This window comes from Janthinobacterium sp. EB271-G4-7A, from assembly GCF_020858075.1.
Taxonomy (GTDB): Bacteria; Pseudomonadota; Gammaproteobacteria; order Burkholderiales; family Burkholderiaceae_D; genus Janthinobacterium; species Janthinobacterium lividum.
Genome location: NZ_JACYMI010000006.1, coordinates 15,289 through 41,767, shown reverse-complemented (window position 1 = coordinate 41,767; position 26,479 = coordinate 15,289). Strand labels below are relative to the sequence as shown.

Annotated in this window: 29 protein-coding genes; 16 read left to right on the top strand and 13 right to left on the bottom strand. The window is 64.0% G+C overall.

Features of this window, described 5'->3' with window-relative positions:
- The first annotated feature begins 23 nt into the window (after positions 1 to 23).
- Genes argS through IGS58_RS26460 form a run of 7 tightly spaced genes read left to right on the top strand, consistent with a single transcriptional unit; the run spans position 24 to position 6,206 of the window.
- Entirely contained in the window at positions 24 to 1,733 is a 1,710-nt protein-coding gene (argS, locus tag IGS58_RS26490; protein WP_230523101.1) for an arginine--tRNA ligase, read from the top strand.
- A 20-nt stretch (positions 1,734 to 1,753) separates the two neighbouring features.
- Entirely contained in the window at positions 1,754 to 2,458 is a 705-nt protein-coding gene (locus IGS58_RS26485; protein WP_034784711.1) for an SPOR domain-containing protein, read from the top strand.
- Positions 2,459 to 2,467: 9 nt separating this feature from the next.
- A complete protein-coding gene (locus tag IGS58_RS26480) occupies positions 2,468 to 3,139 on the top strand; it encodes a thiol:disulfide interchange protein DsbA/DsbL (protein WP_230523100.1) in 672 nt (223 codons plus the stop codon).
- A 37-nt stretch (positions 3,140 to 3,176) separates the two neighbouring features.
- Positions 3,177 to 3,959, top strand: a complete 783-nt coding sequence (locus IGS58_RS26475; protein WP_070278298.1) for an SDR family oxidoreductase — start codon at positions 3,177 to 3,179, stop codon at positions 3,957 to 3,959.
- A gap of 15 nt (positions 3,960 to 3,974) precedes the next feature.
- Positions 3,975 to 4,769, top strand: coding sequence for a biotin--[acetyl-CoA-carboxylase] ligase (locus IGS58_RS26470; RefSeq protein WP_099395696.1), 795 nt, complete (start codon positions 3,975 to 3,977; stop codon positions 4,767 to 4,769).
- Between the two features lie 4 nt (positions 4,770 to 4,773).
- Positions 4,774 to 5,532 carry a type III pantothenate kinase gene (locus IGS58_RS26465; RefSeq protein ID WP_230523099.1) on the top strand — a complete coding sequence of 253 codons (759 nt, stop codon included), beginning with the start codon at positions 4,774 to 4,776 and terminating at the stop codon, positions 5,530 to 5,532.
- Complete coding sequence (locus IGS58_RS26460) at positions 5,526 to 6,206, top strand: SPOR domain-containing protein (RefSeq protein WP_230523098.1); 681 nt, start codon at positions 5,526 to 5,528, stop codon at positions 6,204 to 6,206. The genes IGS58_RS26465 and IGS58_RS26460 overlap by 7 nt, the downstream gene beginning before the upstream one ends.
- 15 nt (positions 6,207 to 6,221) lie before the next feature.
- Here the strand turns inward: IGS58_RS26460 and IGS58_RS26455 are convergent, their stop codons facing one another.
- The 6 genes from IGS58_RS26455 to IGS58_RS26430 form a co-directional block, all read right to left on the bottom strand.
- On the bottom strand, positions 6,222 to 7,265 hold the full coding sequence (locus tag IGS58_RS26455; protein ID WP_070253849.1) for a septal ring lytic transglycosylase RlpA family protein: 1,044 nt from the start codon (positions 7,263 to 7,265) through the stop codon (positions 6,222 to 6,224).
- Positions 7,265 to 8,380 (bottom strand): rod shape-determining protein RodA, encoded by a 1,116-nt coding sequence (rodA, locus tag IGS58_RS26450; RefSeq protein ID WP_034784703.1) that lies wholly within the window; start codon positions 8,378 to 8,380, stop codon positions 7,265 to 7,267. The genes IGS58_RS26455 and rodA overlap by 1 nt, the downstream gene beginning before the upstream one ends.
- 8 nt (positions 8,381 to 8,388) lie before the next feature.
- Positions 8,389 to 10,359: a penicillin-binding protein 2 gene (gene mrdA, locus IGS58_RS26445; RefSeq protein WP_230523097.1), complete on the bottom strand. Its 1,971-nt coding sequence runs from the start codon at positions 10,357 to 10,359 to the stop codon at positions 8,389 to 8,391.
- A 12-nt stretch (positions 10,360 to 10,371) separates the two neighbouring features.
- Positions 10,372 to 10,884, bottom strand: a complete 513-nt coding sequence (mreD, locus tag IGS58_RS26440) for a rod shape-determining protein MreD (protein ID WP_034749354.1) — start codon at positions 10,882 to 10,884, stop codon at positions 10,372 to 10,374.
- Positions 10,881 to 11,954, bottom strand: a complete 1,074-nt coding sequence (gene mreC / locus IGS58_RS26435; protein ID WP_115057408.1) for a rod shape-determining protein MreC — start codon at positions 11,952 to 11,954, stop codon at positions 10,881 to 10,883. Before mreC ends, mreD begins: the two co-directional genes overlap by 4 nt.
- A 109-nt stretch (positions 11,955 to 12,063) precedes the next feature.
- The gene (locus tag IGS58_RS26430) at positions 12,064 to 13,107 is read right to left on the bottom strand and encodes a rod shape-determining protein (RefSeq protein WP_010393186.1); all 1,044 of its coding nucleotides are present in this window, start codon (positions 13,105 to 13,107) and stop codon (positions 12,064 to 12,066) included.
- A gap of 350 nt (positions 13,108 to 13,457) precedes the next feature.
- On the opposite strand from IGS58_RS26430, the gene gatC reads away from it, so the two are divergent.
- The 6 genes from gatC to IGS58_RS26400 all read left to right on the top strand — a co-directional run bounded on the left by gatC (position 13,458) and on the right by IGS58_RS26400 (position 19,887).
- Complete coding sequence (gene gatC, locus IGS58_RS26425; RefSeq protein WP_034784699.1) at positions 13,458 to 13,760, top strand: Asp-tRNA(Asn)/Glu-tRNA(Gln) amidotransferase subunit GatC; 303 nt, start codon at positions 13,458 to 13,460, stop codon at positions 13,758 to 13,760.
- A 178-nt stretch (positions 13,761 to 13,938) separates the two neighbouring features.
- Positions 13,939 to 15,423 carry an Asp-tRNA(Asn)/Glu-tRNA(Gln) amidotransferase subunit GatA gene (gene gatA / locus IGS58_RS26420; RefSeq protein ID WP_230523096.1) on the top strand — a complete coding sequence of 495 codons (1,485 nt, stop codon included), beginning with the start codon at positions 13,939 to 13,941 and terminating at the stop codon, positions 15,421 to 15,423.
- Between the two features lie 37 nt (positions 15,424 to 15,460).
- Positions 15,461 to 16,936 carry an Asp-tRNA(Asn)/Glu-tRNA(Gln) amidotransferase subunit GatB gene (gene gatB, locus IGS58_RS26415; RefSeq protein WP_275527760.1) on the top strand — a complete coding sequence of 492 codons (1,476 nt, stop codon included), beginning with the start codon at positions 15,461 to 15,463 and terminating at the stop codon, positions 16,934 to 16,936.
- A 190-nt stretch (positions 16,937 to 17,126) separates the two neighbouring features.
- On the top strand, positions 17,127 to 17,510 hold the full coding sequence (locus IGS58_RS26410; RefSeq protein ID WP_230523095.1) for a BlaI/MecI/CopY family transcriptional regulator: 384 nt from the start codon (positions 17,127 to 17,129) through the stop codon (positions 17,508 to 17,510).
- Positions 17,507 to 18,754 carry a M56 family metallopeptidase gene (locus IGS58_RS26405; RefSeq protein ID WP_230523094.1) on the top strand — a complete coding sequence of 416 codons (1,248 nt, stop codon included), beginning with the start codon at positions 17,507 to 17,509 and terminating at the stop codon, positions 18,752 to 18,754. Before IGS58_RS26410 ends, IGS58_RS26405 begins: the two co-directional genes overlap by 4 nt.
- A gap of 95 nt (positions 18,755 to 18,849) precedes the next feature.
- Positions 18,850 to 19,887 carry an oxidoreductase gene (locus IGS58_RS26400; RefSeq protein WP_230523093.1) on the top strand — a complete coding sequence of 346 codons (1,038 nt, stop codon included), beginning with the start codon at positions 18,850 to 18,852 and terminating at the stop codon, positions 19,885 to 19,887.
- On the opposite strand, the gene IGS58_RS26395 is transcribed toward IGS58_RS26400, so the two are convergent.
- The 5 genes from IGS58_RS26395 to IGS58_RS26375 form a co-directional block, all read right to left on the bottom strand.
- Entirely contained in the window at positions 19,880 to 20,209 is a 330-nt protein-coding gene (locus IGS58_RS26395) for a hypothetical protein (RefSeq protein ID WP_070254348.1), read from the bottom strand. The two genes, IGS58_RS26400 and IGS58_RS26395, sit on opposite strands and share 8 nt — an antisense overlap.
- The gene (locus IGS58_RS26390; protein WP_070254349.1) at positions 20,209 to 20,673 is read right to left on the bottom strand and encodes a carboxypeptidase-like regulatory domain-containing protein; all 465 of its coding nucleotides are present in this window, start codon (positions 20,671 to 20,673) and stop codon (positions 20,209 to 20,211) included. The genes IGS58_RS26395 and IGS58_RS26390 overlap by 1 nt, the downstream gene beginning before the upstream one ends.
- Before the next feature lie 59 nt (positions 20,674 to 20,732).
- A complete protein-coding gene (locus IGS58_RS26385; RefSeq protein ID WP_034749384.1) occupies positions 20,733 to 20,924 on the bottom strand; it encodes a YqaE/Pmp3 family membrane protein in 192 nt (63 codons plus the stop codon).
- 95 nt (positions 20,925 to 21,019) lie between these two features.
- The gene (locus IGS58_RS26380; RefSeq protein WP_230523092.1) at positions 21,020 to 21,892 is read right to left on the bottom strand and encodes an alpha/beta fold hydrolase; all 873 of its coding nucleotides are present in this window, start codon (positions 21,890 to 21,892) and stop codon (positions 21,020 to 21,022) included.
- A gap of 21 nt (positions 21,893 to 21,913) precedes the next feature.
- Positions 21,914 to 22,807: a LysR substrate-binding domain-containing protein gene (locus IGS58_RS26375; RefSeq protein ID WP_034749390.1), complete on the bottom strand. Its 894-nt coding sequence runs from the start codon at positions 22,805 to 22,807 to the stop codon at positions 21,914 to 21,916.
- A 125-nt stretch (positions 22,808 to 22,932) separates the two neighbouring features.
- Between IGS58_RS26375 and IGS58_RS26370 the strand changes: the two genes are divergently transcribed.
- Both IGS58_RS26370 and IGS58_RS26365 read left to right on the top strand, forming a co-directional pair.
- The gene (locus tag IGS58_RS26370) at positions 22,933 to 23,676 is read left to right on the top strand and encodes a sulfite exporter TauE/SafE family protein (RefSeq protein WP_230523091.1); all 744 of its coding nucleotides are present in this window, start codon (positions 22,933 to 22,935) and stop codon (positions 23,674 to 23,676) included.
- Positions 23,664 to 23,918 (top strand): GNAT family N-acetyltransferase, encoded by a 255-nt coding sequence (locus IGS58_RS26365; RefSeq protein WP_070278325.1) that lies wholly within the window; start codon positions 23,664 to 23,666, stop codon positions 23,916 to 23,918. Before IGS58_RS26370 ends, IGS58_RS26365 begins: the two co-directional genes overlap by 13 nt.
- On the opposite strand, the gene pyrE is transcribed toward IGS58_RS26365, so the two are convergent.
- Positions 23,915 to 24,577 (bottom strand): orotate phosphoribosyltransferase, encoded by a 663-nt coding sequence (pyrE, locus tag IGS58_RS26360; protein ID WP_035824465.1) that lies wholly within the window; start codon positions 24,575 to 24,577, stop codon positions 23,915 to 23,917. The genes IGS58_RS26365 and pyrE overlap by 4 nt on opposite strands.
- 109 nt (positions 24,578 to 24,686) lie before the next feature.
- Here pyrE and IGS58_RS26355 point away from each other — a divergent pair, with 109 nt between their 5' ends.
- On the top strand, positions 24,687 to 25,463 hold the full coding sequence (locus IGS58_RS26355; protein ID WP_034784687.1) for an exodeoxyribonuclease III: 777 nt from the start codon (positions 24,687 to 24,689) through the stop codon (positions 25,461 to 25,463).
- 112 nt (positions 25,464 to 25,575) lie between these two features.
- Here the strand turns inward: IGS58_RS26355 and IGS58_RS26350 are convergent, their stop codons facing one another.
- Positions 25,576 to 26,478 carry a pseudouridine synthase gene (locus tag IGS58_RS26350; protein ID WP_230523090.1) on the bottom strand — a complete coding sequence of 301 codons (903 nt, stop codon included), beginning with the start codon at positions 26,476 to 26,478 and terminating at the stop codon, positions 25,576 to 25,578.
- Position 26,479: the final 1 nt, after the last annotated feature.

Here is a 26,479-nt window from a genome sequence, read left to right as displayed (position 1 = left end):
GCGGTTCCACCGCCATCCTGCTCATGCTCGCCCAACAGAAACAAGAAATCATCGCCCTGTTCCAGGCCGCCCTCGCTCCCGTCCTGGCCGGCACTTCGCTTGCGCCTAGCGTAGTGCTCGAGCGACCACGCGATGCATCGCATGGCGACGTCGCCTGCAATATCGCCATGCAACTGGCCAAGCAGCTGAAACAGAATCCCCGCGAACTGGCACAAACCATCGTTGCGGCCGTGCTGGCCAATCCGGCCGGCAAGGGCCTGGTCGAGGCAGTGGAAATCGCCGGCCCCGGCTTCATCAACGTGCGCGTCTCCGCCGCCGCCAAGCAAGCCGTGGTCAACACCATCCTGAGCGAGGCCGACAGCTATGGCCGCAGCACGGCAGGCGCCGGCAAGCAGGTCATCCTGGAATTCGTCTCGGCCAACCCGACCGGTCCGCTGCACGTAGGCCACGGCCGCCAGGCAGCCCTGGGCGACGCCCTGTCCTCGCTGTTCGACGCGCAAGGCTACCAGGTGACGCGCGAGTTCTACTATAACGACGCCGGCGTGCAGATCCAGACCCTGGCCAACTCCGTGCAGGCGCGCGCGCGCGGCTTCAAGCCGGGCGACGCAGAATGGCCCGAGTCCGCCTACAACGGCGACTACATTGCCGATATCGCCAGCGACTTCAAGGCCGGCAAGACCGTCTCGGCCAGCGATGGCCAGCCTGCTACGGCCAATGGCAACGTGGAAGACATCGATTCGATCCGCCCGTTCGCCGTCACCTACCTGCGCAATGAACAGGACATCGACTTGCAGGCGTTTGGCGTGAAGTTCGACAATTACTATCTGGAATCGTCGCTGTACGCGGACGGCAAGGTCAACAGCGCCGTGGAAACCCTGATCAAGGCGGGTCACACCTACGAACAGGATGGCGCGCTGTGGCTGCGCACCACCGACTTCGGCGACGACAAGGACCGCGTCATGCGCAAGACGGACGGCACCTACACGTATTTCGTGCCGGACGTGGCCTATCACCTGGTGAAATGGCAGCGCGGCTTCGTGCAAGCCATCAATATCCAGGGCAGCGACCACCACGGCACCATCGCGCGCGTGCGCGCCGGCCTGCAGGCCGTCGACATGGGCATCCCGCAAGGCTACCCCGACTACGTGCTGCACAAGATGGTCACCGTCATGAAGGACGGCGAAGAAGTCAAGATTTCGAAGCGCGCCGGCTCCTACGTGACCGTGCGCGACCTGATCGAATGGTCGGGCGGCGGTGACATCGCCAAGGGCCGCGACGCCGTGCGCTTCTTCCTGATCTCGCGCAAGGCCGACACGGAATTCGTCTTCGACGTCGACGTGGCGCTGAAAACCACCGATGAAAACCCGGTCTATTACGTGCAGTACGCGCATGCGCGCATCTGCCGCATCCTGGAAAACTGGGGCGGCGATGCCAGCACGGTCGCCGGCGTCGACTTGTCTCCCCTGACAGCGCCGACCGAAGCGACCCTGCTGGCGACCCTGGCCGCCTACCCGGAAATGCTGGCGCGCGCGCAAGCGGAACTGGGCCCGCACCAGGTCGCCTTCTACCTGCGCGACCTGGCCGCCAACCTGCACAGCTTCTACTTCGCCGAAAAAGTGCTGGTCGAGGACGAATCCGTCAAGATGGCCCGCCTGGCCCTCGTCATCGCCGCGCGCCAGGTACTGCGCAACGGCCTGGCACTGATCGGCGTGTCCGCGCCAAACAAAATGTAATCGCGAAGGTCTAACAGTCAATGAATCACGCTTCCCGTTTCTCTTCGACCCGGCGCCAGCAGGGCAATACCCTGGTCGGCATCATCATTGGCCTGGTCATCGGCCTGGGCATTGCCGTGGTAGTCGCCCTGGTGATCACCAAGGGCGCCTCGCCTTTCACCGACAAGTCGGGCAAGGCCGGCAAATCGACCGAACCGACGGCCGGCCAGATCGCCGACCCGAACAAGCCGATGTACGGCAACAAGGAAGCAGCCAAGGAAGCGGCGCGCGACTTCTCCAAGGAGCCGCGCGAGATCGTCACGCCAACGCAGCCTGCTGCGCCGGCGCCAGCGCAGCAGCCGAAGGCGCCGCCGCCGGACGCGCTGCAGGAATTGATCGGTACATTGAAGGACAAGCCTGCGCCGAAAACGCCGGCGGCAGCACCAGCGGCGCCCGCGCCGCAAGCCAAGGCCGACGCAAAAGAGGCCAAGGCTGATGCAGCCAGCGACAAATGGATTTATTATCTGCAGGCCGGCGCCTTCCATGACATGTCGGACGCCGAAAGCACGCGCGGCAAACTGGCGCTGCTCGGCTTCGAAGCGGCCATCAGCGACCGCAGCACCGACGCCGGCGTGCTGCACCGCGTGCGTATCGGGCCGTTCAACCAGCTCGAAGCGATGAACCGCGCACGCACCAAACTGTCTGAAAACGGCATCGATGTCGCCGTCGTCCGCAACCAAAAATAAGGAACCAGCATGCGTTTTCTGAAGAACATCCTGATCGCCGCCGCCCTGTGCACCGCCGCCATGGGCGCATCTGCCTCGCCGGCCGAGCCGAAAAATGGCGTCGAATACGAAACCCTGCCCACGCCGCAGGCGACGGAATCGGGCAAGAAAATCGAAGTGACGGAATTCTTCGCCTATTACTGCCCGCATTGCAACGTGCTCGAACCGCAGCTGGCGGCCTGGGTCAAGAAACAGGGCGACAACATCGTCTTCAAGCGCGTGCACGTGTCGCGCGATGACAGCGTGGCGCCGCAGCAGCGTTTGTTCTTCACCCTGCAAGCCATGGGCCTGGTCGACAAGCTGCACACCAGCGTATTCCACGCCATGCACGTGGAACGCAACCGCCTGAACACGGACGACGCCGTATTCGATTTCGTCGCCAAGCAGGGCGTGGACCGCCAGAAATTCATCGACACCTACCGTTCGATGGGCGTCTCGGCCCGCGTGCGCCGCGCTGACGCCATGATGCAGGGCTATAACGTGACGTTCTGGCCCATGATCGCCATCGACGGCCGCTACATCACCTCGCCTTCGCAGGCCGATCAGGGCAGCAAGTCTGCCAGGAACGAAGAGCAGCTGAACGCCCAGGCGCTCAGCGTGATGGACGTGCTGGTCGCGAAAGCCAAAGCGGAAAAGAAATAAGCATGGCCACTTCCCTGGCGCGCCCGGGCATCGCCTGATGCATCGCGTTTTCATCACGGGCGCGTCGAGCGGACTGGGCGCCGCCCTGGCGCTGCAGTACGCGCGCCAGGGCGCCCATTTGGGCTTGCTGGCGCGCCGTGGCGACACCCTGCAGCAACTGATCGCCTCCCTGCCCCACCCTGAACGCCACCGCGCCTACGCCGTCGATGTATGCGACCACGCCGCCCTGAAAAGCGCCGCCGGTGACTTCATCGCCCATGCGGGCGGCATTGACGTCGTCATCGCCAGCGCCGGCGTGTCCTACGGTACCTTGAGCGAACACGCGGAAGACCTCGACGCCTTCGCGCGCCTCATCGCCATCAACGTCACGGCTACCGTCGCCACCTTCGCGCCCTTCATCGCCGCCATGAAAAGCCAGGGCAGCGGGCGCCTGGTAGGCATCGGCAGCGTGGCCGGCATCCGCGGCCTGCCCGGCGCCGAAGCCTACAGCGCCTCGAAGGCGGCCGTCATCAGCTACTGCGAATCGCTACGCCTGGAATTGAAACCCGCAGGCGTCAAGGTCGTCACCATCACGCCCGGCTACATCGACACGCCGATGACGCGCCACAATGCCTACCGCATGCCATTCCTGATGCCGGCCGAAAAATTCGCCGTGCGCGCCGCGCGCGCCATCGCCGACGGCGACAGCTACCGCGTGATCCCGTGGCAGATGGGCGTCGTCGCCAAGCTGCTGCGCGCGCTGCCCAATGCCGTCTACGACATGGCCTTCGCCAACGCGCCGCACAAGGCGCGCAGCAAGCCATCCGGCGGCAGCCAGTAAAACCAACCTCTCCCCATGACGAAGCACTCAGACCTGAACAGCGCGGCCATCGCCGCCCATTGCGCCACGGGCGCCTCCCACGTGGCCATTGAGGTGGTCGACGAAACGGGATCGACCAACGCCGACCTGCTGGCGCGCTGCGCCACCCTGGCCGGCCCCACCCTGCGCATCGCCGGCCAGCAGACGGCCGGACGGGGGCGCGCCGGGCGGCCGTGGGTGTCGCAGCCGGACGCCAGCCTGATGTTTTCGCTGGCCTGGCGCTTCAAGGGTCCGCTGCATCAGCTGGTCGGCTTGCCGCTGGCCGTCGGCGTGGCGCTGGCCGAGACCATGACGTCGCTGGGCGTGCCGGTGCAGCTGAAGTGGCCAAACGATATGCTCAAGGATGGCCACAAGCTGGCCGGCATCCTCGTCGAGACCCAGCAGGCAGCGGATGGCGGCGTGTGGGCCGTCATCGGCTGCGGCATCAATCTGCTGATGCCCGATGCGCTGGAACGGCAGATCGGGCGCAGCGTCTCGGCCGTGCCCTGGCTGGCGCAGATGGAACGCAATACCCTGGTGGCCGCCCTGCTCAGCCGCCTGGCCGGCGTGCTGGCCGAATTCGACGACACGGGCTTTGCACCGTTTACCGAACGCTGGAACGCGCTGCACGCCTGGCAAGGCCAGCACGTGAAAATCCTCGACAATGGCCAATTGCTGCAGCAAGGCGTGGCGGCTGGCGTGGACCACCTTGGCCGCCTGCTGCTGCGCACCGATGGCGGCCTGCAGGAAATCATGTCCGGCGACGTTTCCTTGCGCCTGACCGGGGAGTAAGCGCATGCTACTGCTGATCGACGCCGGCAATACGCGCATCAAATGGGCACTCGTGGCCGCCGGCAGTCCCGCCGGCGGCTGGCTGGCCAGCGGCGCCGTCGCGCATGCGCAGATCGACACCCTGGCCGCGCAGTGGGAGACGCTCGGCATCAGCGAAGCGCTGCTGTCGAACGTGGCAGGCGCCGCCATCGGCACGCGCCTGCGCGCCATGCTGCCGGTCGTCGCCCGCGACTTTGTATCGCTGCCGCAGCTGGCGGGCCTTACGAATGGCTACCGCGCGCCGTCGCAGCTGGGTTGCGACCGCTTTGCCGCCGCCATCGGCGCGCAGGCGCTGGCGCCTGGCCAGGCCGTCATCGTCGCCAATTGCGGCACCGCCACCACCATCGACGCCATCACGGCCGATGGCGTTTTCCTCGGCGGAATGATCTTGCCGGGACTGGGATTGATGGCCAGCTCGCTGGCGCGCAACACGGCGCAGCTGCCGCAAATCGCCAGCGACGCCGTGCTGCCGGCCGGCTTTGCCGACAACACGGACGACGCCATCCTCTCCGGCTGCCTGGCGGCACAGGCGGGCGCCATCGAACGGGCCGTGCGCATGCATGGTGCCAGCGCCTGTTTGCTGTCGGGCGGCGCCGCACCGCGCATCGCACCGGCCCTGGCGCTGGCCGTGCCGCTGCATCTGGTCGATAATATCGTCATGCTCGGCCTGCAGGCGGCCGCGCGCGCCGGGACCGCAGGAACACAAGGAAACCACGTATGCTGAAATTCGTCTTCTGGCTGCTGGCCGGCGTCAACCTGCTGGTGCTGGCCATCGGCCAGGGTTATCTGGGCAGTTTTCGCACCGAGACGCGCGAACCGGCGCGCCTGAAAAACCAGCTGCAGGCGGGCAAGCTCACCTTGCTGACGCAGGAGCAGGCCACGGCGCCCGCCGCCGAAGAGGGCGCGACGCCGACGGCACCGGCACCACCGACATCGTATGCCTGCACGGAAGTGGGCAATTTCCTGCTGGCCGATGGGCGCCGCTTTGAAGCGCAAGTGGCGGCATTGGACCTGGGCGACCGCCAGTCGCGCCGCAACGTGGCCGGCCAGGAGATTTCCAGCTACATGGTGTATATCCCGCCGCAGGGCAGCAAGGAAGGCGCCGACCGCAAGGCCGGCGAATTGAAGCAACTGGGCGTGACGAATTACTTCATCATGAATGAAAGCAGCCCGCTGCGCTGGGGTATTTCACTGGGCGTGTTCAAGTCGGAAACCAGCGCGCAAAGCCAGCTGGCATCGCTCAACAAACAGGGCGTGCACAGCGCCCGCGTCGCGCCGCGCTACAGCGCCGGCAAGCAGCTGGCCTACCAGTTCCGCGACCTCGACGCCGCCACGCGCGCGCGTCTCGAGAAGATCAAAACGCAATTCCCTGACCAGGAACTGCGCAGCTGCAAATAAACCCCAGGCCCGCGCCTATCGTTGAATGACGATGGGCTTGATGCCCGTCGATTCCGGTAAATTCGCCGCCGCGCGGGCCGCCTCGGCGCGGCTCGAGAATGGGCCACCGTACAGGCGGAACAGATTCCCGGCCTGCACCACGCCCAAGGTACCCAAAGCTGCCGCGTAGGGTTCCAGGCGCGAGCGGCCCGTTTCCGCATTGTCGGCGCGCGAGTAGGCGCCCAGCTGCAGATAGAAACCGCTGGCCAGCGCCGCCGGTGCCGGTGCGGCGACTGTCGCGTCGACGGGCAGCATTTGCGACGACACTTCCGGCTGCACCACGGCGCCCGTTTCCACCGGCGTATCGATGGAGATGGCCACCACGGACGGCACCGGCTTCGGTGCCGCACGGGCGGCCAGGATGGCGTCGATATCGGCAGGCAGCAGCCGTTCGACCACCACCTGGTGACTGCCCTTGCCGAGGAATCCCAGTTTCAGCGCCGCCGTGTACGACACGTCGATGACGCGCGTGGCATGGAAGGGGCCGCGGTCGTTGATGCGCACGATCACCTGCTCGCCGCTGTCGATGCTCGTCACGCGCGCATACGACGGAATCGGCAAGGTCGGATGGGCCGCCGTCATCTTGTACATATCGTAGATCTCACCCGACGAGGTGCGCTGGCCATGGAATTTCTTGCCATACCAGGTGCCCGTGCCCTTTTGCTTGAAGGGCTCATTGTCGGTGATCGGCGTGTAGGTCTTGCCGAAGACGACATACGGACGGTTCGAGCGCGTCGAATACGGCTCGTTGCGCACTTCCGCATCGGGCACGTCGCGCAGGTTGGCCGGCGGATTGTCGCCCGGGCCGTCATCCTTGTAGTAGCCGCCGCGCCCGGAGCCGGCCGCCGGCAATGCCGGCAAGGTGGGATCCTGGCGCACGGGCACCTTGACCTTGCCGCCGGACGGCAGCGGCACGTTATTCGATGCGGGTTTTTGCGGCGTCGTGCCGCAAGCGGCCAGGGTCAGCAAGACCGTCAGGCCCAACCCGCGCATGGCGAAAGTATCGAAAGGCGCGCGCATCAGGTCTGCACCAGCTTGCGGTGGCGCTGAATGCTCATCAGGATACCGGTGGCCACGCCCAGGGTCAGCAGCGCGGTGCCGCCATAGCTAAGGAATGGCAAGGGAACGCCGACCACCGGCACGATGCCGCTGACCATGCCCATGTTTACAAAGGCGTAAGTAAAGAAAATCATAGTGATCGCTCCTGCCAGCAGGCGAGTGAAAAAACTGGGGGCGTTGGCGGCGATCATCAGCCCCCGTCCCACCAGCAGCAAATACATCAGCATCAGGATCAAGTTACCGACCAGGCCGAATTCCTCGGAATATACGGCAAAAATAAAATCGGTCGTGCGCTCGGGAACAAATTCCAGGTGGGCTTGCGTGCCGTGCGTCCAGCCCTTGCCCGTCATGCCGCCGGAACCGATGGCGATGATGGACTGGATGATATGGAATCCCTTGCCCAGCGGGTCCTTGGTCGGGTCGATCAGCATCATCACGCGGTCGCGCTGATAATCATGCAGATGCGACCAGGCGATCGGCAGGCAGGAAACAAAGGTGATCAGCAAGCCGGCCAGCACCTTCCACGACAAACCGGCCAGGAAGATGACGGTAAAGCCGGCCGCCACCACCAGCAGCGCCGTGCCCAAGTCGGGCTGGCGCGCAATCAGGTAGACGGGCACCAGCAACAGTATCGCCGCCATCAGGAACGATTTCCAGCGCAGGGCGCCCGCATTGTGCTGGAAGAACCAGGCCAGCATCAGCGGCGTGGCGATCTTCAGGAATTCTGACGGCTGGATGTCGATCACGCCGATATGCAGCCAGCGCCGTGCACCAAGCTTGATGGTGCCGAACAGCGCCACGGCCACCAGCAAGATCACCGATATCGTATACGCCGGCACGGCGATGCGCATCATCATCTGCGGCGTGACGTTGGCTGCCACCCACATGACGAAAAAGCACAGCAAAATATTACGCAGGTGGTCTTCGATCTTGCCCGGGATGCCGATGCTGGCCGAATACAGGGTCAGCAAGCTGGTACTGAGCAGCATCAGGATGATGATCATCAGCGGCGGATCGAACACCGCCAGATAGGGTTTGGCGCGCCGCCACAGCGAGCGCCTCTCGTTAATGGGCATGTGCTTCCTTATTGCCTGGCAGGTACCGCCGGGGCGGCCTGCTCGTCAGTGATTTCTTCCAGGGTGCGCACTTCGTCGACATCTTCCTTGGGCACCTTGGTGGTGTCCTTTTCCTTGTCGCTCGGGCGCTTGCCCAGCAGGTAGTAGTCGAGCGCCTTGCGCGCGATCGGCGCGGCCACGCCGGCGCCAAAGCCCGCGTTTTCCACCACGATGGCGATCGCGATGCGCGGCTTGTCGGCCGGCGCAAAGGCCGTAAACAGGGCGTTGTCGCGCAGGCGTTCGGCCAGCAGCTTGGCATTGTACTTCTCGTTTTTCTTGATACCCACCACCTGTGCCGTACCCGTCTTGCCGCCCACCGTGTACTGCACGCCGGTGAAGATACGCGCGGCCGTGCCACCCTGCTCGCTGGTCACGCCCACCATGGCGCGCTTGATGACGTCGATGTTTTCCTGCTTGAGCGCGATGCGGTAGCTTTCCTTGGGCACCGTCAGGGTACGCGCGCGCGTAGCCGCGTCCTCGATGATCTTCACCAGATGCGGCTTCATCACCACGCCGTTATTGGCCAGGTTGGCCGTCGCGTGGGCGATCTGCAGCGGCGTATACGAGTTGTAGCCGGAGCCGTTACTCACCGAAATCGTGTCGCCGCCCACCCATTTTTTCTGCTGCGGCGTCTTGAAGCGGTTGCGCTTCCATTCCGTCGACGGCAGCACGCCCGTCTTTTCGTTATTCAGGTCGATGCCCGTCAGCTGGCCAAAACCGAACGGCTTCATGAAGTCGTGGATGGCGTCGATGCCCATGTCGCGGCCCAGTTGGTAGTAATAGGTGTTGCACGAAACGACGATGGACTTGTGCATGTCCACCGTGCCATGGCCGCCCACCTTGTCGTCGCGGAAGGTATGGCCGCCGAGGATGAAGAAACCGGGATCGGAAATTGACTGGCTCGGCGTGCGCTTGCCCAATTCGAGTGCGGCCAGCGCCATGAAAGGCTTGAAGGTCGAGCCGGGCGCGTAGGTGCCGGACAGGGGACGATTGACCATCGGCCGGTCCAGCGAGGTATTGAGTTCGTTCCAGCTTTGCTGGTCGATGCCGTCGACGAACAGGTTCGGGTCGTAGCCTGGCTTGGACACGTAAGCGAGGATGTCGCCCGTAGCCGGGTCGATGGCCACGGCCGCGCCGCGCCATTCGCCGAACGCTTCCTCAACCACCTTCTGCAGCTCGATGTCGATCGACAGGATCAGATTGTTGCCAGGGGTGGCGGCCGTGCGCGACAGGGTGCGCATGGCGCGCCCGCCGGCCGACACTTCCACCTCTTCGTAGCCGGTGGTGCCATGCAGCTGCTTTTCGTAGCTTTTTTCCAGGCCTTCCTTGCCGATATGGTCGGTACCGTTGTAATTGGCCGCGTCCTCGCCCTCTTCCAGCGCCTTCGCTTCATTGCGGTTGATGCGGCCGATGAAGCCCACCACGTGCGACGCCACCTCGCCCATCGGATACTGGCGGAACAGGCGCGCCTGCACCTCGACGCCAGGGAAGCGGAAACGCTGCGCCGTGAAGCGCGCCACTTCCTCGTCCGTCAATCGCGTGCGCAGCGGCACGCTGACGAAGTTCTTGGATTCTTCCAGCAGCTTCTTGAAGCGGCGGCGGTCCTTGATGTCGACCTGCACCAGGGTCGACAGCTCGTCGATCACGGAATCGAGGCTGGCGCTCAGTTTCGATGGCGTGATTTCCAGCGTATAGGCCGAGTAATTGCGCGCCAGGACCACGCCGTTGCGGTCGAGGATCAGGCCGCGCGTGGGCACGATGGGCACCACGGCGATACGGTTGTCCTCGGCCTTGGTCGCGTAGTCCTCGTGCTTGATCACCTGCAGCCAGATGAAGCGCGCCAGCAGCAGCGAAAAGCAGACGAAGACGAGCGCGCCCAGGATGGTCAGGCGCATGCGGAAAAAATGCAGTTCGCGCTCGGTGTTCTTAAGTTCAGTCATGGCAGGCGCCCGTCAAATCGGCCGGTTATGGTCGCGGTCCACGGCACGGCGCTGCGGCGCCAGCAAGATCCACGTGACGATGGGCCACAGGGCGACGGCGACGAAGCTCTCGATGAAATTGAGCCAGCCGGGGAAGCGGCCCGAAACGATCAGGCGCGTCAGCAATTGCAGCGCCTGCGTCAGCAGCAGCAGCGGCAGCACGTGCAGCGCCTGCGTCATGATGGGAAACCACAGCACGCGGCGGTGCATCATGATGGCGAAGTACGACAGCAAGGTATAGGCCAGCGCATTCTCGCCCAGCAGGGTCGAGTCGTGCACGTCCATCATCAGGCCCATGAAAAACGCCACGCCGATACCGACCTTGCGCGGCTGGTGGATGCCCCAGAAGACCAGCACCAGGGCGACGAAATCGGGCACGCCGACGAACTGCCCCCATGGAAGCAGATTCAGCAGGAAAGCGCACAGCAGGGAAAACCCGATGAACAGGGGGCTGACCGGCAGCAGGATGTAATGCGGGCGGTTCATCGTGTCGCTTCCTTCGGTGGCACGGCGGCAGGTGTTGGCGTTGCTGCTGGTGTTGCGGCAGGCGCCGCCGGTTTCGGCGCCGGGCTGGCAGGCGGTTTCGCGGCCGGCGCGGTCACCGCATTGGCGGCCGCTGGTGCCGCAGCGGCAGGCTCCTTGGCGGGATCCTTGATCGGCGCCATCTTGCCGGCGATCTTGCGCCCCGTCTTGACTTCTTCAGCGGGCGGACGCGGCGGAATTTCCGGCGACGTCATCAAGATGAGCAGCTGGGTGTTGCGTTCAATGCCGGCCAGCGGCTGGCACACGACGCGGCCGAACGGGCCATGCGCATTGCGCTCGACCAGGGTCACGCGCGCCACGGCCAGGCCGGCCGGATACAGGCCGTCGAGGCCCGAGGTAATGACGATGTCGCCGATCTGGATGTCGGCGCTGGGGGCCGTGAAGCGCAGCTCCATGGTGCCGGACTTGCCGCGCCCGATGGCCACGCTGCGCACGCCATTGCGCAGCAGCTGCACGGGAATGGCCTGCTCTTCATCGGTCAGGAGCGTCACTTCGGAGGTGAACGGGAACACGCGCGTGACTTGTCCCACCACGCCCAGGTTGTCGATCACGGGGCGGCCCAGCTCCACGCCATGCTGGATGCCCCGGTCGAGCACGATCTTGCGCGTGGCCGAATCGCGCGTGTCGTACAGCACTTCGGCCATCATGGTCTTGACGGGCACGCGCTCGCGCGCTTCCATCAACTTGCGCAGGTGGTTGTTTTCAACGATGTTGAGCTGAGCCTGCTGCAGGATCTGCGCCGAGGCGATCTGTTCGTGTTTCAGGTCGCGCACCTGTTTTTCCAGGGCGGACAGCGAAGAGAAGTAGTTGCCGACACCAACCGCCACATCGCGCGGCACCAGGGCTGCCATCTGCACCGGATACAGCACGGTGCCGACGGCCTGGCGCACGGCCGTCAGCGCGTGCATGCGCGAATCGACCAGCAACAGGGCGATTGAAATGCCGGCGAACACCATCATCTTGACGCGGGCGGAGGCGCCTTGTTTGAAAAGTGGCGGAGGACTGTATTCCATGACTTCCAATAATCAGGCCAGGCGCAGTGCGCCAACGTGCAGGCCCCGGTCAAACGCCGGCGCCAAAACCAAAAAAAGGCCGGAGTTGGTTTCCGGCCCTTCTGTCAGATTATTCGTAGGAAAAGATCGAGCCGAGCTTGTCCATACGTTCCAGGGCCATCCCGGAACCGCGCACCACGCAGGTGAGCGGATCCTCGGCCACCAGCACCGGCAGGCCGGTTTCCTCCATCAGCAGGCGGTCCAGGTCGCGCAGCAGTGCGCCGCCGCCCGTCAGCATCATGCCTTTTTCGGCGATGTCGGCGCCCAGTTCCGGCGGCGTCTGTTCCAGCGCGTTTTTCACGGCCGAGACGATGTTGTTCAGCGGGTCGGTCAGCGCTTCGAGGATTTCGTTGCTGGAGATGGTGAACGAACGCGGAATGCCTTCGGACAGGTTGCGGCCCTTGACTTCCATTTCCTTCACTTCCGAGCCAGGGAAGGCCGAACCGATGGCCTTCTTGATGGCTTCAGCCGTCTGTTCGCCGATCAGCATGCCGTAGTTGCGGCGGATGTAGTTGACGATGGCTTCATCGAATTTGTCGCCGCCGACGCGCACGGAACCTTTGTAGACCATGCCGCCCAGCGAAATGATGCCCACTTCGGTGGTGCCGCCGCCGATGTCGACCACCATCGAGCCGGTCGCTTCGGACACGGGCAAGCCCGCGCCGATGGCCGCAGCCATCGGTTCTTCGATCAGGTACACCTGCGAGGCGCCGGCGCCCAGGGCCGATTCGCGGATCGCGCGGCGCTCAACCTGGGTCGAACCGCACGGCACGCAAATGATGATGCGCGGCGATGGACGGAAGAATTTCGAGTCGTGCACCATGCGGATGAATTGCTTGAGCATCTGCTCGGTCACGGTGAAGTCGGCGATCACGCCATCTTTCATCGGACGAATCGCTTCGATATTGCCCGGCACTTTGCCCAGCATCTGCTTGGCTTCCTTGCCGACTGCCTGAATGGTCTTCTTGCCATTCGGACCGCCTTCCTGGCGGATGGCGACGACGGATGGCTCGTCCAGGACGATACCGAGGCCGCGTACATAAATAAGGGTGTTGGCCGTGCCCAAGTCAATGGCCAGATCGGTGGAGATATACCTGCGTAAAAAACCAAACATGAGTGTCCTGTAGCGCATCGAGCTGCGCAAAAGCTGTTTATGGGGAGTTTCAAAGCGGGCGCTTTCAGGCACCCTGAAAATCCAAAAGGCGATTTTTCCGGGTTTCGCTTGGCGCTTGCGCAATCTTTTCTATGCTGCGGCAGCAGTCCATCAGCGCCGGCAACGCATTAACCCGCCATTCTACCTTATAATTTGAATGCGATTTGCTCAAAAACCATGGAAAAGTGCGACTCTTGCAGCCGCGAGTTACGCGGCATTCCTCGATTTTTGTGAGCAAAATAGCAGTAAATACCCGCGTTTTATCAAAACGCCAACTTAATACTAATGCGCGGCACTCCGCGCCATTCGCCATGTCCCTGACACTCTCCGACGTAAAACGCATCGCCCACCTGGCACAACTTGAAATGGCCGACGACCAGGCCGTCACGTCTTTGGCCCAATTGAACAAGATTTTTGCGCTGGCAGAACAAATGCAAGCCGTCAATACCGATGGCGTGGCGCCCTTGAGCCACCCGCTGGCCGCCCACATGGACAATATCGCCCTGCGTCTGCGCGAGGACATCGCCACGGAACAAAACCGCCGCGATGCCTACCAGGCCGTGGCGCCGAAGGTACAGGATGGCCTGTATCTCGTGCCCAAGGTCATCGAGTAACTGGCACCTGACATAAGCTACTGCGCGTCGCGATTTGCGGCCTGCGATGCTCACTGTGCTAAAGCACAGCTCCGCTTCTCGGCCACAACTCACTTCCGCTCGCTACGCTTCTGTCAGGCGCTAGAACGGCGCAGTGCACGAATCCCAACCTTGCCGAATAGATAAAAATAGAAACGCCATGCATACAAAATCCATCAAACAGCTGTCCACGCTCTTGCAGAACAAGGAAATTTCCGCCGTTGCGCTGGCGACGCATTTCCTCGACCGCATCGAAGCGGACAACTCGAACGCCTTTTTGCACGTCGACCGTGCACTGACCCTGGCGCAGGCTGCCGAAGCGGACGCACGCATCGCCGCCGGCACGGCCACGCCATTGACGGGCGTGCCGATCGCGCACAAGGACTTGTTCGTCACCAAAGGCTGGCGCACGACGGCCGGCTCGAAAATGCTGGCCGACTACGCCAGCCCGTTTGACGCCACTGTGGTGGAGAAATTCCAGGCCGCCGGCATGGTCACCCTGGGCAAGGTCAATTGCGATGAATTTGCCATGGGCTCCGGCAACGAGAACTCGGCCTTCGGCGCCGTGCGGAATCCGTGGGACAAGAATGCCGTGCCAGGCGGCTCGTCCGGCGGCTCGGCCGCCGCCGTCGCGGCTGGCCTGACGCCGGCAGCCACCGGCACCGACACGGGCGGCTCGATCCGCCAGCCTGCCGCTTTTTGCGGCATCACCGGCATCAAGCCGACGTATGGCCGCGTCTCGCGCTTCGGCATGATCGCCTTTGCCTCGTCGCTGGACCAGGGCGGCCCGATGGCCCGCTCGGCCGAAGACTGCGCCCTGCTGCTGACCGCCATGGCCGGCTTCGACGAACGCGACTCGACCAGCCTGTCGCCGGAACAGGGCGGCGTGGCGGAAGATTTTTCGCGCGACCTTGACCAGCCCCTCACGGGCTTGCGCATCGGCGTGCCGCGCGAGTACTTTGGCGAAGGCTTGGCCAAGGACGTGGAAGCGGCCGTGCGCGGCGCGCTGGCGCAGTATGAAAAGCTGGGCGCCACCCTGGTCGATATCTCGCTGCCGAACACGGCCCTGTCGATTCCCGCCTACTACATGATCGCGCCGGCCGAAGCGTCGTCGAACCTGTCGCGCTACGACGGCGTGCGCTATGGCCACCGCGCCATCGAGTACAAGGACTTGCAGGACATGTACAAGAAGTCGCGCGCGCAGGGCTTCGGCCCGGAAGTACAGCGCCGCATCATGGTCGGCACCTATGTGCTGTGCCACGGCTACTACGACGCCTACTACCTGAAGGCGCAAAAGATCCGCCGCCTGATCGCGCAGGATTTCGACGCCGTGCTGAATGGCCCGAACGCCGTCTGCGACGTCATCATGGGACCGGTCGCGCCGACCGTCGCCTGGGACCTGGGCGACAAGACGGATGACCCGGTGGCGAACTACCTGGCCGACATCTACACCCTGTCGACCAGCCTGGCAGGCCTGCCAGGCATGTCGATTCCATGCGGCTTTGGCGACGGCGAGAAAAACGGCAAGCGCCCCGTCGGCCTGCAAATCATCGGCAATTATTTTGGCGAAGCCAGGCTGCTGAACATCGCCCACCAGTTCCAGCAAGTGACGGACTGGCATACGCGCAGCCCTGCAGGCATTTAAGAAAAAATTCGCGCCGCCCAGGCGGCGCCACCAAAAAATAAGCGAGAACACTATGCAATGGGAAGTCGTCATCGGTCTTGAGAACCACGTGCAGCTCACGACCGAATCCAAAATTTTCAGCGGTTCGCCGATCAAGTACGGCGCCGAAGCCAATACGCAAGCGAGCCCAGTCGACCTGGCGCTGCCAGGCGTGCTGCCGGTGATGAACAAGCAGGCCGTCGACCGCGCGATCCGCTTCGGCCTGGCCGTCGGCGCCACCGTCGCGCCGCACTCGGTCTTCGCGCGCAAAAACTATTTTTATCCGGATTCGCCGAAGGGCTACCAGATCAGCCAATTCGAGGACCCCGTCGTCATCGGCGGCGCCCTGACCTTCGGCTATGAAAAGGATGGCGAATTCGTCACCAAGACGGTCAACCTGACGCGCGCCCACCTGGAAGAAGACGCCGGCAAATCGCTGCACGAAGATTACGCAGGCATGAGCGGCATCGACTTGAACCGCGCGGGCACGCCGCTGCTGGAAATCGTCTCGGAACCGGAAATCCGCAGCGCCGCCGAAGCCGTGGCCTACGCCAAGGCGCTGCACTCGCTGGTCATGTGGCTGGGCGTGTGCGACGGCAACATGCAGGAAGGCTCGTTCCGCTGCGACGTCAACGTCTCCGTGCGCCCCGTCGGCCAGAAGGAATTCGGCACCCGCTGCGAAATCAAGAACCTGAACTCCTTCCGTTTCATCGAGGAAGCCGTGCACGTCGAAGTGCGCCGCCAGATCGAACTGATCGAAGATGGGGGCAAGGTCGTGCAGGCGACGCGCCTGTATGATCCGGACCGCAAGGAAACGCGCGAAATGCGCAGCAAGGAAGACGCCCAGGATTACCGCTACTTCCCGGATCCTGACCTGCCGCCACTGGTCATCTCGCAAGCGTGGATCGACACCGTCAAGGCCTCGATGCCGGAACTGCCGGCCGCCATGCGCGCCCGTTTCATCAGCGAATACGCGCTGCCGGACTACGATGCGCTGGTGCTGACGCAATCGAAAGCCATGGCCACCTATTTCGTCGCCGTGGTCGACAAGGCCGGCAAGGAAAACGCCAAGGCCGCCGCCAACTGGCTGATGGGCGACGTCTCGTCGACCCTGAACCGCGAAGGCGTGGACCTGGATGACGCCCCCGTCTCCGCCGCGCAGCTGGCCGCCATGCTCAAGCGCATCGCCGACGGCACGATCTCGAACAAGGCGGCGAAGGAAGTCTTCGCCGGCATGTGGGAAGCGAAGTCCAGCGACGAGCACCTGGTCGACGCCATCATCGACGCCAAGGGTCTGAAGCAGATCTCGGATTCGGGAGCCCTGGAAGCCATCGTCGATGAAGTACTGGCGGCCAACGCCAAGTCGGTGGAGCAATACCGCGCCGGCAAGGAAGCGGCCATCAACGCGCTGATCGGCCAGGCCATGAAAGCATCCAAGGGCAAGGCCAACCCGGCCCAGCTGACGGAACTGCTGAAGGCCAAGCTGGCGGGCTAACTCTCCCCCATCCCCAAAAAAGACGCTGCGGCGTCTTTTTTTTCGCCTGTACGCATCGTTTATAAACAGTCTTGTCTAGACTTTTCCTCTTCATTCAAGGGCGTTTTCAGACCGCCAGAAATTAAAGTATACATTTTTGTCTACAAGGTTTAATCTAGCCATATTGAATTTCAGGCAAGAGGAAAACAGCATGGCCAAGACGCACGACATCCCGAAACCGACGGCAGCCGAACTCGATCTGCTGCAGGCACTGTGGCCGCTGGGCGCCGCCACGGCCAAGCAGGTGCACGAGGCGATGGCGCTGGCCAAGCCTGCCATCACGTATGGCACCGTGTTGCGCCTGATGCAGATCATGCACGGCAAGGGCTTGCTGATCCGCGACGCAAGCCAGCGTTCGCACGTGTATGCGCCGGCCCAGGCGCAGGACAGCCTACAGACGAATCTGCTCAAGGAATTGATGCAGAAAGCCTTTGCCGGTTCGGCCAAGGCGCTGGTGCTGGCGGCGCTGCGCACGGGCGTGTCGCGCACCGAACGCGAAGAAATCGAAAAAATGCTCAAGGACGATCAGTCATGAACGGCTTCGTGCCGGCGCTAGGCTGGACCCTGCTGCACTTCCTGTGGCAAGGCTTGCTGATCGGCTGCGCCACGGCGCTGGCGTGGGCGGCCCTGCGCAATGCGCGTCCGGAGGCGCGCTACGCCGTCGGTTGCGGCGCCCTGCTGGCCTGCCTGGCATGGCCGGCGGCGGGCTTGTGTCTGCGCCTGGCCGGCGGCGATGCCACGGGCGCCCGGTACTCCAGCGCCTTGCTGCCGACCGCCCTGCTGGCGCCCGACAGCCTGCCCGACCTGGACTTGCTGCTGCGCGCCATCGTCGGCGTGTGGGCCCTGTGCGCCGCCGTGCTGGCCGTGCGCATGGCGCTGGGCATGCTGTGGATAGAGCGCAGCGCCAGGAACACCGGCGCCACGCATGGACAACTGCAGACAAGGCTGTCGCGCATGGCCCAGGATGCCGGCGTGACGCGGCCCGTGCGGCTGCGCGTGCTAAACGGCATCGCCAGCCCGCTCACGGCCGGCATCTGGCGCCCCATGGTGCTGGTGCCCGCCTCGCTGGTCACCGGCATGCCGCCGCACCTGCTCGACGCGCTGCTGGCGCACGAACTGGCGCATATCCGGCGCCACCACTATCTGATCAACCTGCTGCAAAACGCCATCGAGGCGCTGCTGTTCTTCCACCCGGCCGTCTGGTGGATTTCACGCGGCGTGCGCCTCGAACGCGAACACATTGCAGATGATTTCGCAGCAAGACAACTGGGCGAACCGCGGCGTCTGGCTCTTGCACTCTCGGAACTGGAACGTCTCCAGTTCTCAACCCACCACCTGGCCCAGGCGGCCAACGGAGGAGATCTTATGTCACGTATCACACGATTGCTGCGCCCCGCACCACAAACCCTGAACTGGAAAGCGGCCATACCGCTGCTGGCCCTGGCCGGCGCCTGCCTCGGCATCTACGGCCAGGCCATGGCCGCCGACAGCGCGCCCGTGCTGGAGCGCCGCCCCGTCATCGACTTTGGCGTCTGCGGCAAGCCGGTCTGGCCAGCCGCATCGCTGCAGGCAAAGGAAGAGGGCACGGTCAACATGTCCTTCGACGTGAATGCCACCGGCAAGGTAACGGGATCGAGCGTGGTCAAAAGCAGCGGCCATCCGGCCCTCGACGAGGCGGCGCGCAGCGGCATCGCCAAGTGCACGTTCAAGCCGGCCCTCGCTGGCGGCAAGCCGGTCAGCGCCAGCGTCCAGGTGCAATACGTCTGGAGCCTGAACTAAAAGCAGCGGCGGCGGCGTTGCAACATCGCAGCAGCGCTGCCGCCGCCCGCTTGCGGGTATGATCATGGATTCTTCCACGCACCTGTGAACACGCCATGAACAAGATCAAAACCGGCCTGGTGGGCTACGGCTTTGCCGGCTCCACCTTCCACGCGCCTGTGCTCTCCGCCATCGAAGCCCTGGAACTGACGGCCGTCGCTTCCAGCAAGCCGGAGCTCGTACACAAGGATTGGCCGCACGCGACCGTGTATGCGGAGCCCGCGCAACTGTTTGCCGATCCGTCCATCGAACTGGTCGTCATCGCCGCGCCCAACGAAGCGCATTTCAGCCTGGCGCAAGCGGCCCTGCAAGCGGGCAAGCACGTGGTGGTCGACAAGCCATTCACCATTTCCAGCACCGAAGCACAGAGCCTGATCGCGCTGGCAAAAGAACGCAAGCTGGTGCTCAGCGTGTATCACAACCGGCGCTGGGATGGCGACTTCCTGACCCTGAAAGCGCTGCTGGCCCAGGGTACCCTGGGGCGTATCGCCAGCGTCGAATCGCATTTCGACCGCTTCCGCCCCGAGATCCGCCAGCGCTGGCGCGAGTCCGGCGCGCCGGGCGGCGGTTTGCTGTACGACCTGGGCCCGCACATGCTGGACCAGGCCATGCAGCTGTTCGGCCAGCCGGAAAAGCTGTATGCCGATATCGTCCTGCAGCGCGATGGCGCGCAAGCCGTCGACTACATGCACATCGTCCTGTACTACGACCGGCTGCGCGTGGTGCTGCAAGCGGGCTGCCTGGTGAAGGCGCCGACGGCGCGCTTCGCCGTGCATGGCGACAAGGGCAGTTTCGTGAAGTTTGGCCTCGATCCGCAGGAAGATGCCCTGAAGGCGGGCGGCAGGCCGGGACAGCCCGGCTGGGGCGTGGATCCCGTGCGCGGCGCCCTGCACCTGGGTACGCAGCCGGACGGACATGTCGAACACCTCGAGATGCAGGCGGGCCGTTACCAGGACTTTTACCAGGGCATGGCCGACGCCATCCGGCACGGCGCAGCGGCGCCCGTGGCGGCCGAAGATGCGGCGGCGACGATACGCCTGATCGAACTGGCGCTGCAAAGCGCGGCCGAAGGGCGCGTGCTCGCGGTCAGTTGATAACGAAGGCCAGCACCACGGCGCCCAGCGCCAGCAGGGCCAGGCCGCAAAGGAACAGCAGTTCGCCCCACCATTCGTGGCGCAAGCGCGACTGGCCGGGGCGCAGCGACATGAACGAGAGCACGGCGCTGACGAGAAAGACGATGGCATCGATGGCCAGCAGCTTGTCGATGGCCACGCGTACCTCGCCGCGTGGTGCCAGGTGCCCGATCGACAGCACCGTCATGCACACGCCGACCATCGTCGCCGACGTGGGCAGGATATGCGCCGACAAGCCCCGCGCCGACGAGTCCCGTTCAGGTGCCTTGCCGTCGCCCGGCATCAAGGCCGGCCCTGGTTCGTTCCCGCCGGCCAGACCAGTTCCACGCGCGCGGACGATCCCGCCTTGACCTGCACCTTGCGTTCCAGTGCCTTGCCGGCCAGCGTGGCGCGCAGGCTGTAGCGGCCTGGCGGCAGCTTTGCCAGCAGGAACGGTCCGCTGGCCGTCGTTTCCAGCGCCACGCCACCCTTGGCGTCGCGTATCTCTAGCTTCACGTCGGAGGCAAATTCCGCCTTGCCCGCCGCCTGCACGGAAAACACGAGGCTCAAGGGCCAATGCGGACTGGCGCTCTGGATGGCCGTCGACTCGTCGAGGCCGATGCCGCCGCTCAGGTATTCCACCGCCCCGCTTTTCTGCACGGGCGGCAGTGCGCTGTCGGTTTGGGCCTGCGCCGCACTTCCCAGCAACAGCCCGGCGGCCAGCATTACCGCCGCCAGGTTCAAGGTACCGCGTCTGTCTGGTGCCATCTCACTCTCCTCATGTCGGTTGAATCAAGATAGGAAGCGCAGCTTAGGCCAGTCTTAGGTTAGCGCCGGCGCATGGCCTCGGCGATCTTCTGGTCCGTCTTGTACTGGCTCAGCGCATATACGGCCCAGATCGTCGCTGGCAGCCAGCCGATCAAGGTGATTTGCAGGATCAGGCAAATGATGCCGGCGATCGGACGGCCGATCGTGAAAAAGGTCAGCCACGGGAGTAACAGGGCAATCAGCAAGCGCATCGTTCGTTCCTTGAGTATTCCCCTGTACCGCGGGGACCGGGCCGGCATGCGCCGGCGGTGAATTCAGTTGAACCGATTATAACGATACTGGCGCCTCACGGCGCTACGGGTGCCAGCAGTTTCTCCATCCACGCCAGAATGGCCGCGAAGATCACGTCGCGGTTCACTTCATTGAAGTTCTCGTGATAATTGGCCGGATAGTAGTGATAGTCGAGCAGGCCATCGGGCACGCTGCGCAGCATGCTCTCCGTGGCGCGGCTGTTGGCCAGCTTGTCGTCGCCCGCCACCACGGCGAACAGGGGGAAGCGCCAGTCCGACAAGCCACCCGCCAATTCCTTTTGCGCCGACGTCAGTGCATGGGCAAAGCGCACCGACGCCGCACTGGCGCGTATGCCGTCGCGCTCGTCCTGGAAATGGCGCGCGGTGATGGTTTGATCGTGCGTCAGCAGCATGGTCAAGTTTCCTAGCGGCACCTTCATCATGGGGAAGCGCTGCGCCAGCCAGCCCGACAGCATCTGCAGCACCTTCGGCACGGGAATCGCATTCACGTAATACGGCGATGAGATGATGAAGCCTTTGATCGCCGGGTCGCCCGCGAAGCGCCGCAGCCCCAAGTGCGTGGCGATCAGGCCGCCCATGGAATGGCCCATGACGAATACGGGCAAGCCCGCATACGTCTGCTTGACCCAAGCGAGGAACAGCTCCGCGTCGTCGAGGAAGGCATCGAACGAAGGGATATCGACCTTGCGCTTGCCATCGTGGCCCACCATGTCGAAGCTGACGGTGGCGAAACCGTGCTGGCGGAAATACAGCGCCGGCGTGACGTAATCGCCCGCATGCGCCATGCCGCCGTGGATCGCCAGGATCACTGCACGTGGCGGGATGTGCTCCGGCTGCCAGATGTGGATTGGCCGCTCGACCTGGTCGCTGCACAGCAGGCTGGCCATCTTGTCTTCTGAAAAACGCATCGCTGCTCCTGTCATGCCCTGTCACGCCTTCAGATGATCGATCAACTGGCGCGCATACAGGGGTAATTCACTGAACTGGCGCACGCAGATTGTAAGATTGCGTACCGACCAGGGATCGGATAATTCAAGGCAGCGCAGCGCCATCGTCTGCTGGCAGCGGCTGGCAGCCGCCAGCGGCACCACGCTGATGCCCACGCCGCTGGCCACCATGCGGCAGACGGCATCGAAACTGCGCAGGCGCACGCGCACCTTCAACGGACGCCCCAGGCGCGCCGCATGCATGCCCAGGTACTGCTGCATCGCGCTGTCGTCGGCCAGGCCGATGAAATCGTGATCCAGCACGCTGGCAAAATCAACGACGCCATCCTGGCCGAGCGCGCGGTGGTGCACGCCGTCGGCCGCGGCGATGACCACCAGCCGGTCGGGGCGGAACAGGAACGTCTGCAAGCCGCGCATGTCGACCGAGTCGGACACGATGCCCATGTCGGCCAGCCCTTCCGAGACAGCCTTGACGATATCGTAACTGAGGCGCTCTTCCAGGTCGATGGTCAGGTTCGGATGGCGGTCGAGAAAAGCGCCGAGCGCCTCGGGCAAGAACTCGCTGAGCGCGGCCGTATTGCACAGCAGCCGCAACTGCCCTTTCAAGCCGCGCGCAAATTCGCCAAGCTCGCCGCGCATTTTTTCCATTTGCAGCAGCACCAGGCGCGCATGATGCAGCAAGGTCTGGCCCACGGGCGTCGGCTCCACGCCGCGCCGCCCGCGCAGCAGCAGGGGCATGCCCAGCATCTCTTCCATGCCGCGCACGCGCGCGCTGCTGGAGGCCAATGCGAGATGGCTGCGCGCGGCGCCCGCCGTCAGGCTGCCCGCCTCCACCACGTTGACAAACAGCTGCAAATCGACCAGATCAAAGCGCATGGCGGCTCTCCTTTTCGCCATCTTATCAGCCTTCGTATTTTACTAAGGCTGACTCAAAATAATCCACCTTGGCGAAATCCCCGGGCAAGCGCAGAATCCACGCAAAATCACTCTGGATAAAAAAGATGGAGACGTCATTTCTGCTGGCTGTCGGCGCCAGCTTCCTCGTCGCTGGCTTCGTCAAGGGCGTAGTCGGACTGGGCTTGCCGACGGTGGCCATGGGCACGCTCAGCCTTGTCATGCCGCCCGTGCAGGCGGCCGCCCTGCTGATCGTGCCATCGATGGTGACGAACGTCTGGCAACTGGCGGCGGGCCCGGGCCTGCGCGGCCTGCTGCGCCGTTTGTGGCCCATGCTGGCGGCCGTCATGGCGGGCACCCTGGCGGGCGGCGCCCTGCTGCCGACCGACAGCGGGGTCTGGGCCGTCGTCGCGCTGGGCGTGGCGCTGATGCTGTACGCGCTGGCCGGCTTGTTCTCGCTGCAGTTGCGCGTGCCGGCCCGGCACGAAGCGTGGCTGGGGCCCGTCGCGGGCGCGGCGACAGGGCTGGTGACGGCCGCCACGGGCGTGTTCGTCATCCCCGCCGTGCCATATCTGCAGGGACTGGGGCTGGCGCGCGATGCGCTGGTGCAGGCGCTGGGCCTGGCATTTACGGCATCGACCGTGGCGCTGGCGGCCAGCCTGGCCCTGCACGGCAACTTCAGCCTGGGCGCGGCGGGCGCCTCCGCGTATGCGCTGCTGCCGGCGCTGGCCGGCATGCTGGCCGGTCAATGGCTGCGCGGACGCATCGCGCAGCAGGTATTCAAACGGTGTTTTTTTGCCGGGCTGTTTGCCCTGGGCTTGCATGCGGCGCTCAAGCCATGGCTGGCGTGATGCAGATAGACTGGCAAGGGGACAGCGCGCTGTGTGCGTGGATCGACGGCCAGCAGGTGGCCATGCTCGACATCAGCAAGTGCGGGGACGGGGTGACGGTGAACATGCTGTTCGTGAAGCCGCCATTCCGGCGGCGCGGCATCGGCGGCGCGCTGCTGCGGCGGCTACTGCAATGCCATCCGCAAGCTGCCACCGCCTGCAGCGACCCGCGGCTGCGGGCGCTGCTGGACAAGACGACTTAAATACCGTAGCGCGTGCGGTAGGCGGAAACAGCCTCTTTATGTTTCAGCAGTTCCGGATCGGCGCCCGCGCCATTCAGGTAGCCGAACAAGTCGTCCAGGTTGCCGATCGAGATGACGGGGATGCCGTACTGTTTCGACACTTCCTGCACCGCCGAACTTGGCGACAGCTGGCCGTCCGGGCCGGAACGCTCCATGCGGTCCAGGGCGATCAGCACGGCGCATGGCTCGGCGCCGGCGGCACGGATCATGTCCACCGATTCGCGCACCGAGGTACCGGCCGAGATCACATCGTCAATGATGACAACCTTGCCATGCAGCTTGGCGCCGACGATGGTGCCGCCTTCGCCATGGTCCTTGGCTTCCTTGCGGTTGAAGGCGAACGAAGTGTTGCGGCCCTTGCCGGCCAGCGCCACGGCGGTGGCCGATGCCAGGGTGATGCCCTTGTAGGCGGGGCCGAACAGCATGTCGAATTCGACGCCCGAGTCGAGCAGGGTCTGCGCGTAGAACTGCGCCAGCTCGGCCAGGGTGGCGCCGTCGTGGAACAGGCCCGCATTGAAGAAGTACGGCGACTGGCGTCCGGCCTTGGTGGTGAACTCGCCAAACCGCAAGACTCCCTTGGATACTGAAAACGCGATAAACTGCTGGCGTAAATTATTCACATTAGCCTCATTTTTTAAAAGTGCCTGTATTTTAATCCGCGCGCACCGGCGAGACAATCGCCATGCCGCGCCCGCCGGCCCCGTCCAGCGCCCTTTTCACTCTCGACCTATGCCAAAAATTATCTCCGCCAACCTGAACGGCATCCGTTCCGCCGCCAAAAAAGGCTTTTTCAACTGGATGGGCACGCAAACGGCCGATTTCATCTGCGTGCAGGAATTGAAGGCGCAACTGCCCGACATGACGCCGGAATTCCTCAACCCGCACGGCTACCATGGCCATTTCCACTACGCCGAGAAAAAGGGCTATTCCGGCACGGGCGTGTACAGCAAGGTCGAACCGGACGCCGTGCATATCGGTTTCGGCAGCCCCGAATTCGATGCCGAAGGCCGCTACGTGCGCTGTGATTTTGGCAACCTGTCCGTCATTTCCGTGTACTGCCCGTCCGGCTCCTCCGGCCCGGAACGCCAGGAAGCCAAGTTCCGCTTCATGGAACTGTTCCTGCCGCACCTGCTGGCATTGAAGGCGCTGGGCCGCGAAGTGGTCATCTGCGGCGACTGGAACATCGCCCACCACGAAATCGACCTGAAAAACTGGAAGGGCAACAAGAAGAATTCCGGCTTCCTGCCCGAGGAACGCGCGTGGCTGACGCGCGTCTTCGACGAAGTGGGCTTTGTCGATGTGCACCGCGGCCTGGACAAGCGCGAAGACCAGTACACCTGGTGGAGCAACCGCGGACAAGCCTACGCGAAAAACGTGGGCTGGCGCATCGACTACCACGTCGCCACGCCCGGCATCGCGGCCCAGGCGCATACGGTCAGCGTCTACAAGGACGAGCGTTTTTCCGACCATGCGCCGCTGATCATCGATTACACGCTCAAGAGCTGATCTTTGACACGTCGCGGGTGGTGTCGGCTTACGCCTGATCTGCCGTAGGTCGGATTAGGTCCGCAGGACCGTAATCCGACAACATTGTTGGCTGTGTCCTTGGTGGTGTGGGTTACGCAAGCACGCGCCGGCTTTCGAAATGGCGCATTTCGCCCGTCAACGGGTCGGCAAATTCGATGGCCCGCGCCAGCAGCTGCAAGGGCTGCGACATGTCGTCTTCCTTGCACGGCAGGGCCACCGGGTAAAACGCATCGTTGACGATGGGGATGCCCAGCGACGCCAGGTGCACGCGCAGCTGGTGCTTGCGCCCCGTGTGCGGCTGCAGCCGGTACAGGTTGACGTCGCCGCGCTCTTCGATCACGTCGATGATGGTTTCCGAATTCGGCTCGCCTGCTTCCTCGCGCATGAGGAAAAACTGCGCGCCTTCGACCATGCGGCTGCGGTAGGCAAATGGAAAATCGCGGCCATCGAGGCGCGGCGCCAGCGCCTCGTACGTCTTGCGCACTTCGCGGCGCTGGAACAGCGATTGATACGCGCCGCGGCTGGCGATCTGGCGCGAAAAAATCACCACGCCGGCCGTCTCGCGGTCAAGGCGATGGATCGGCGTCAGCTCGGCGCAGTCCAGCTTTTTCTTCAGACGCGTCAGCAGGGTCTCCTGCACGAAACGCCCGGCCGGTGTCATGGGCAGGAAGTGCGGCTTGTCGACCACGATCAAATGCTCGTCCTGGAACAGGATCTCTTCCTGGAAGGGGATCGGCGTTTCGCGCTCCAGCTCGCGGTAGTAAAAAATACGCATGCCGCGCCGGTATGCGCTGTCGGGCGCCAGCACGGCGCCGTCACCGTTGACCACTTCGCCGCGCGCCATGCGGTCCCGCCATTGCGTGGCGCTGATCTGCGGATAGCGCTCGAGCAGAAACGCCAGCATGTCGGGCCACTGCCCTTCCGGCAGCCACAGGTAGCTGGGCGCCACACCGTCGCGCATGGGCAAGGGTGCGGCGATGTGGCGGTTCGACATC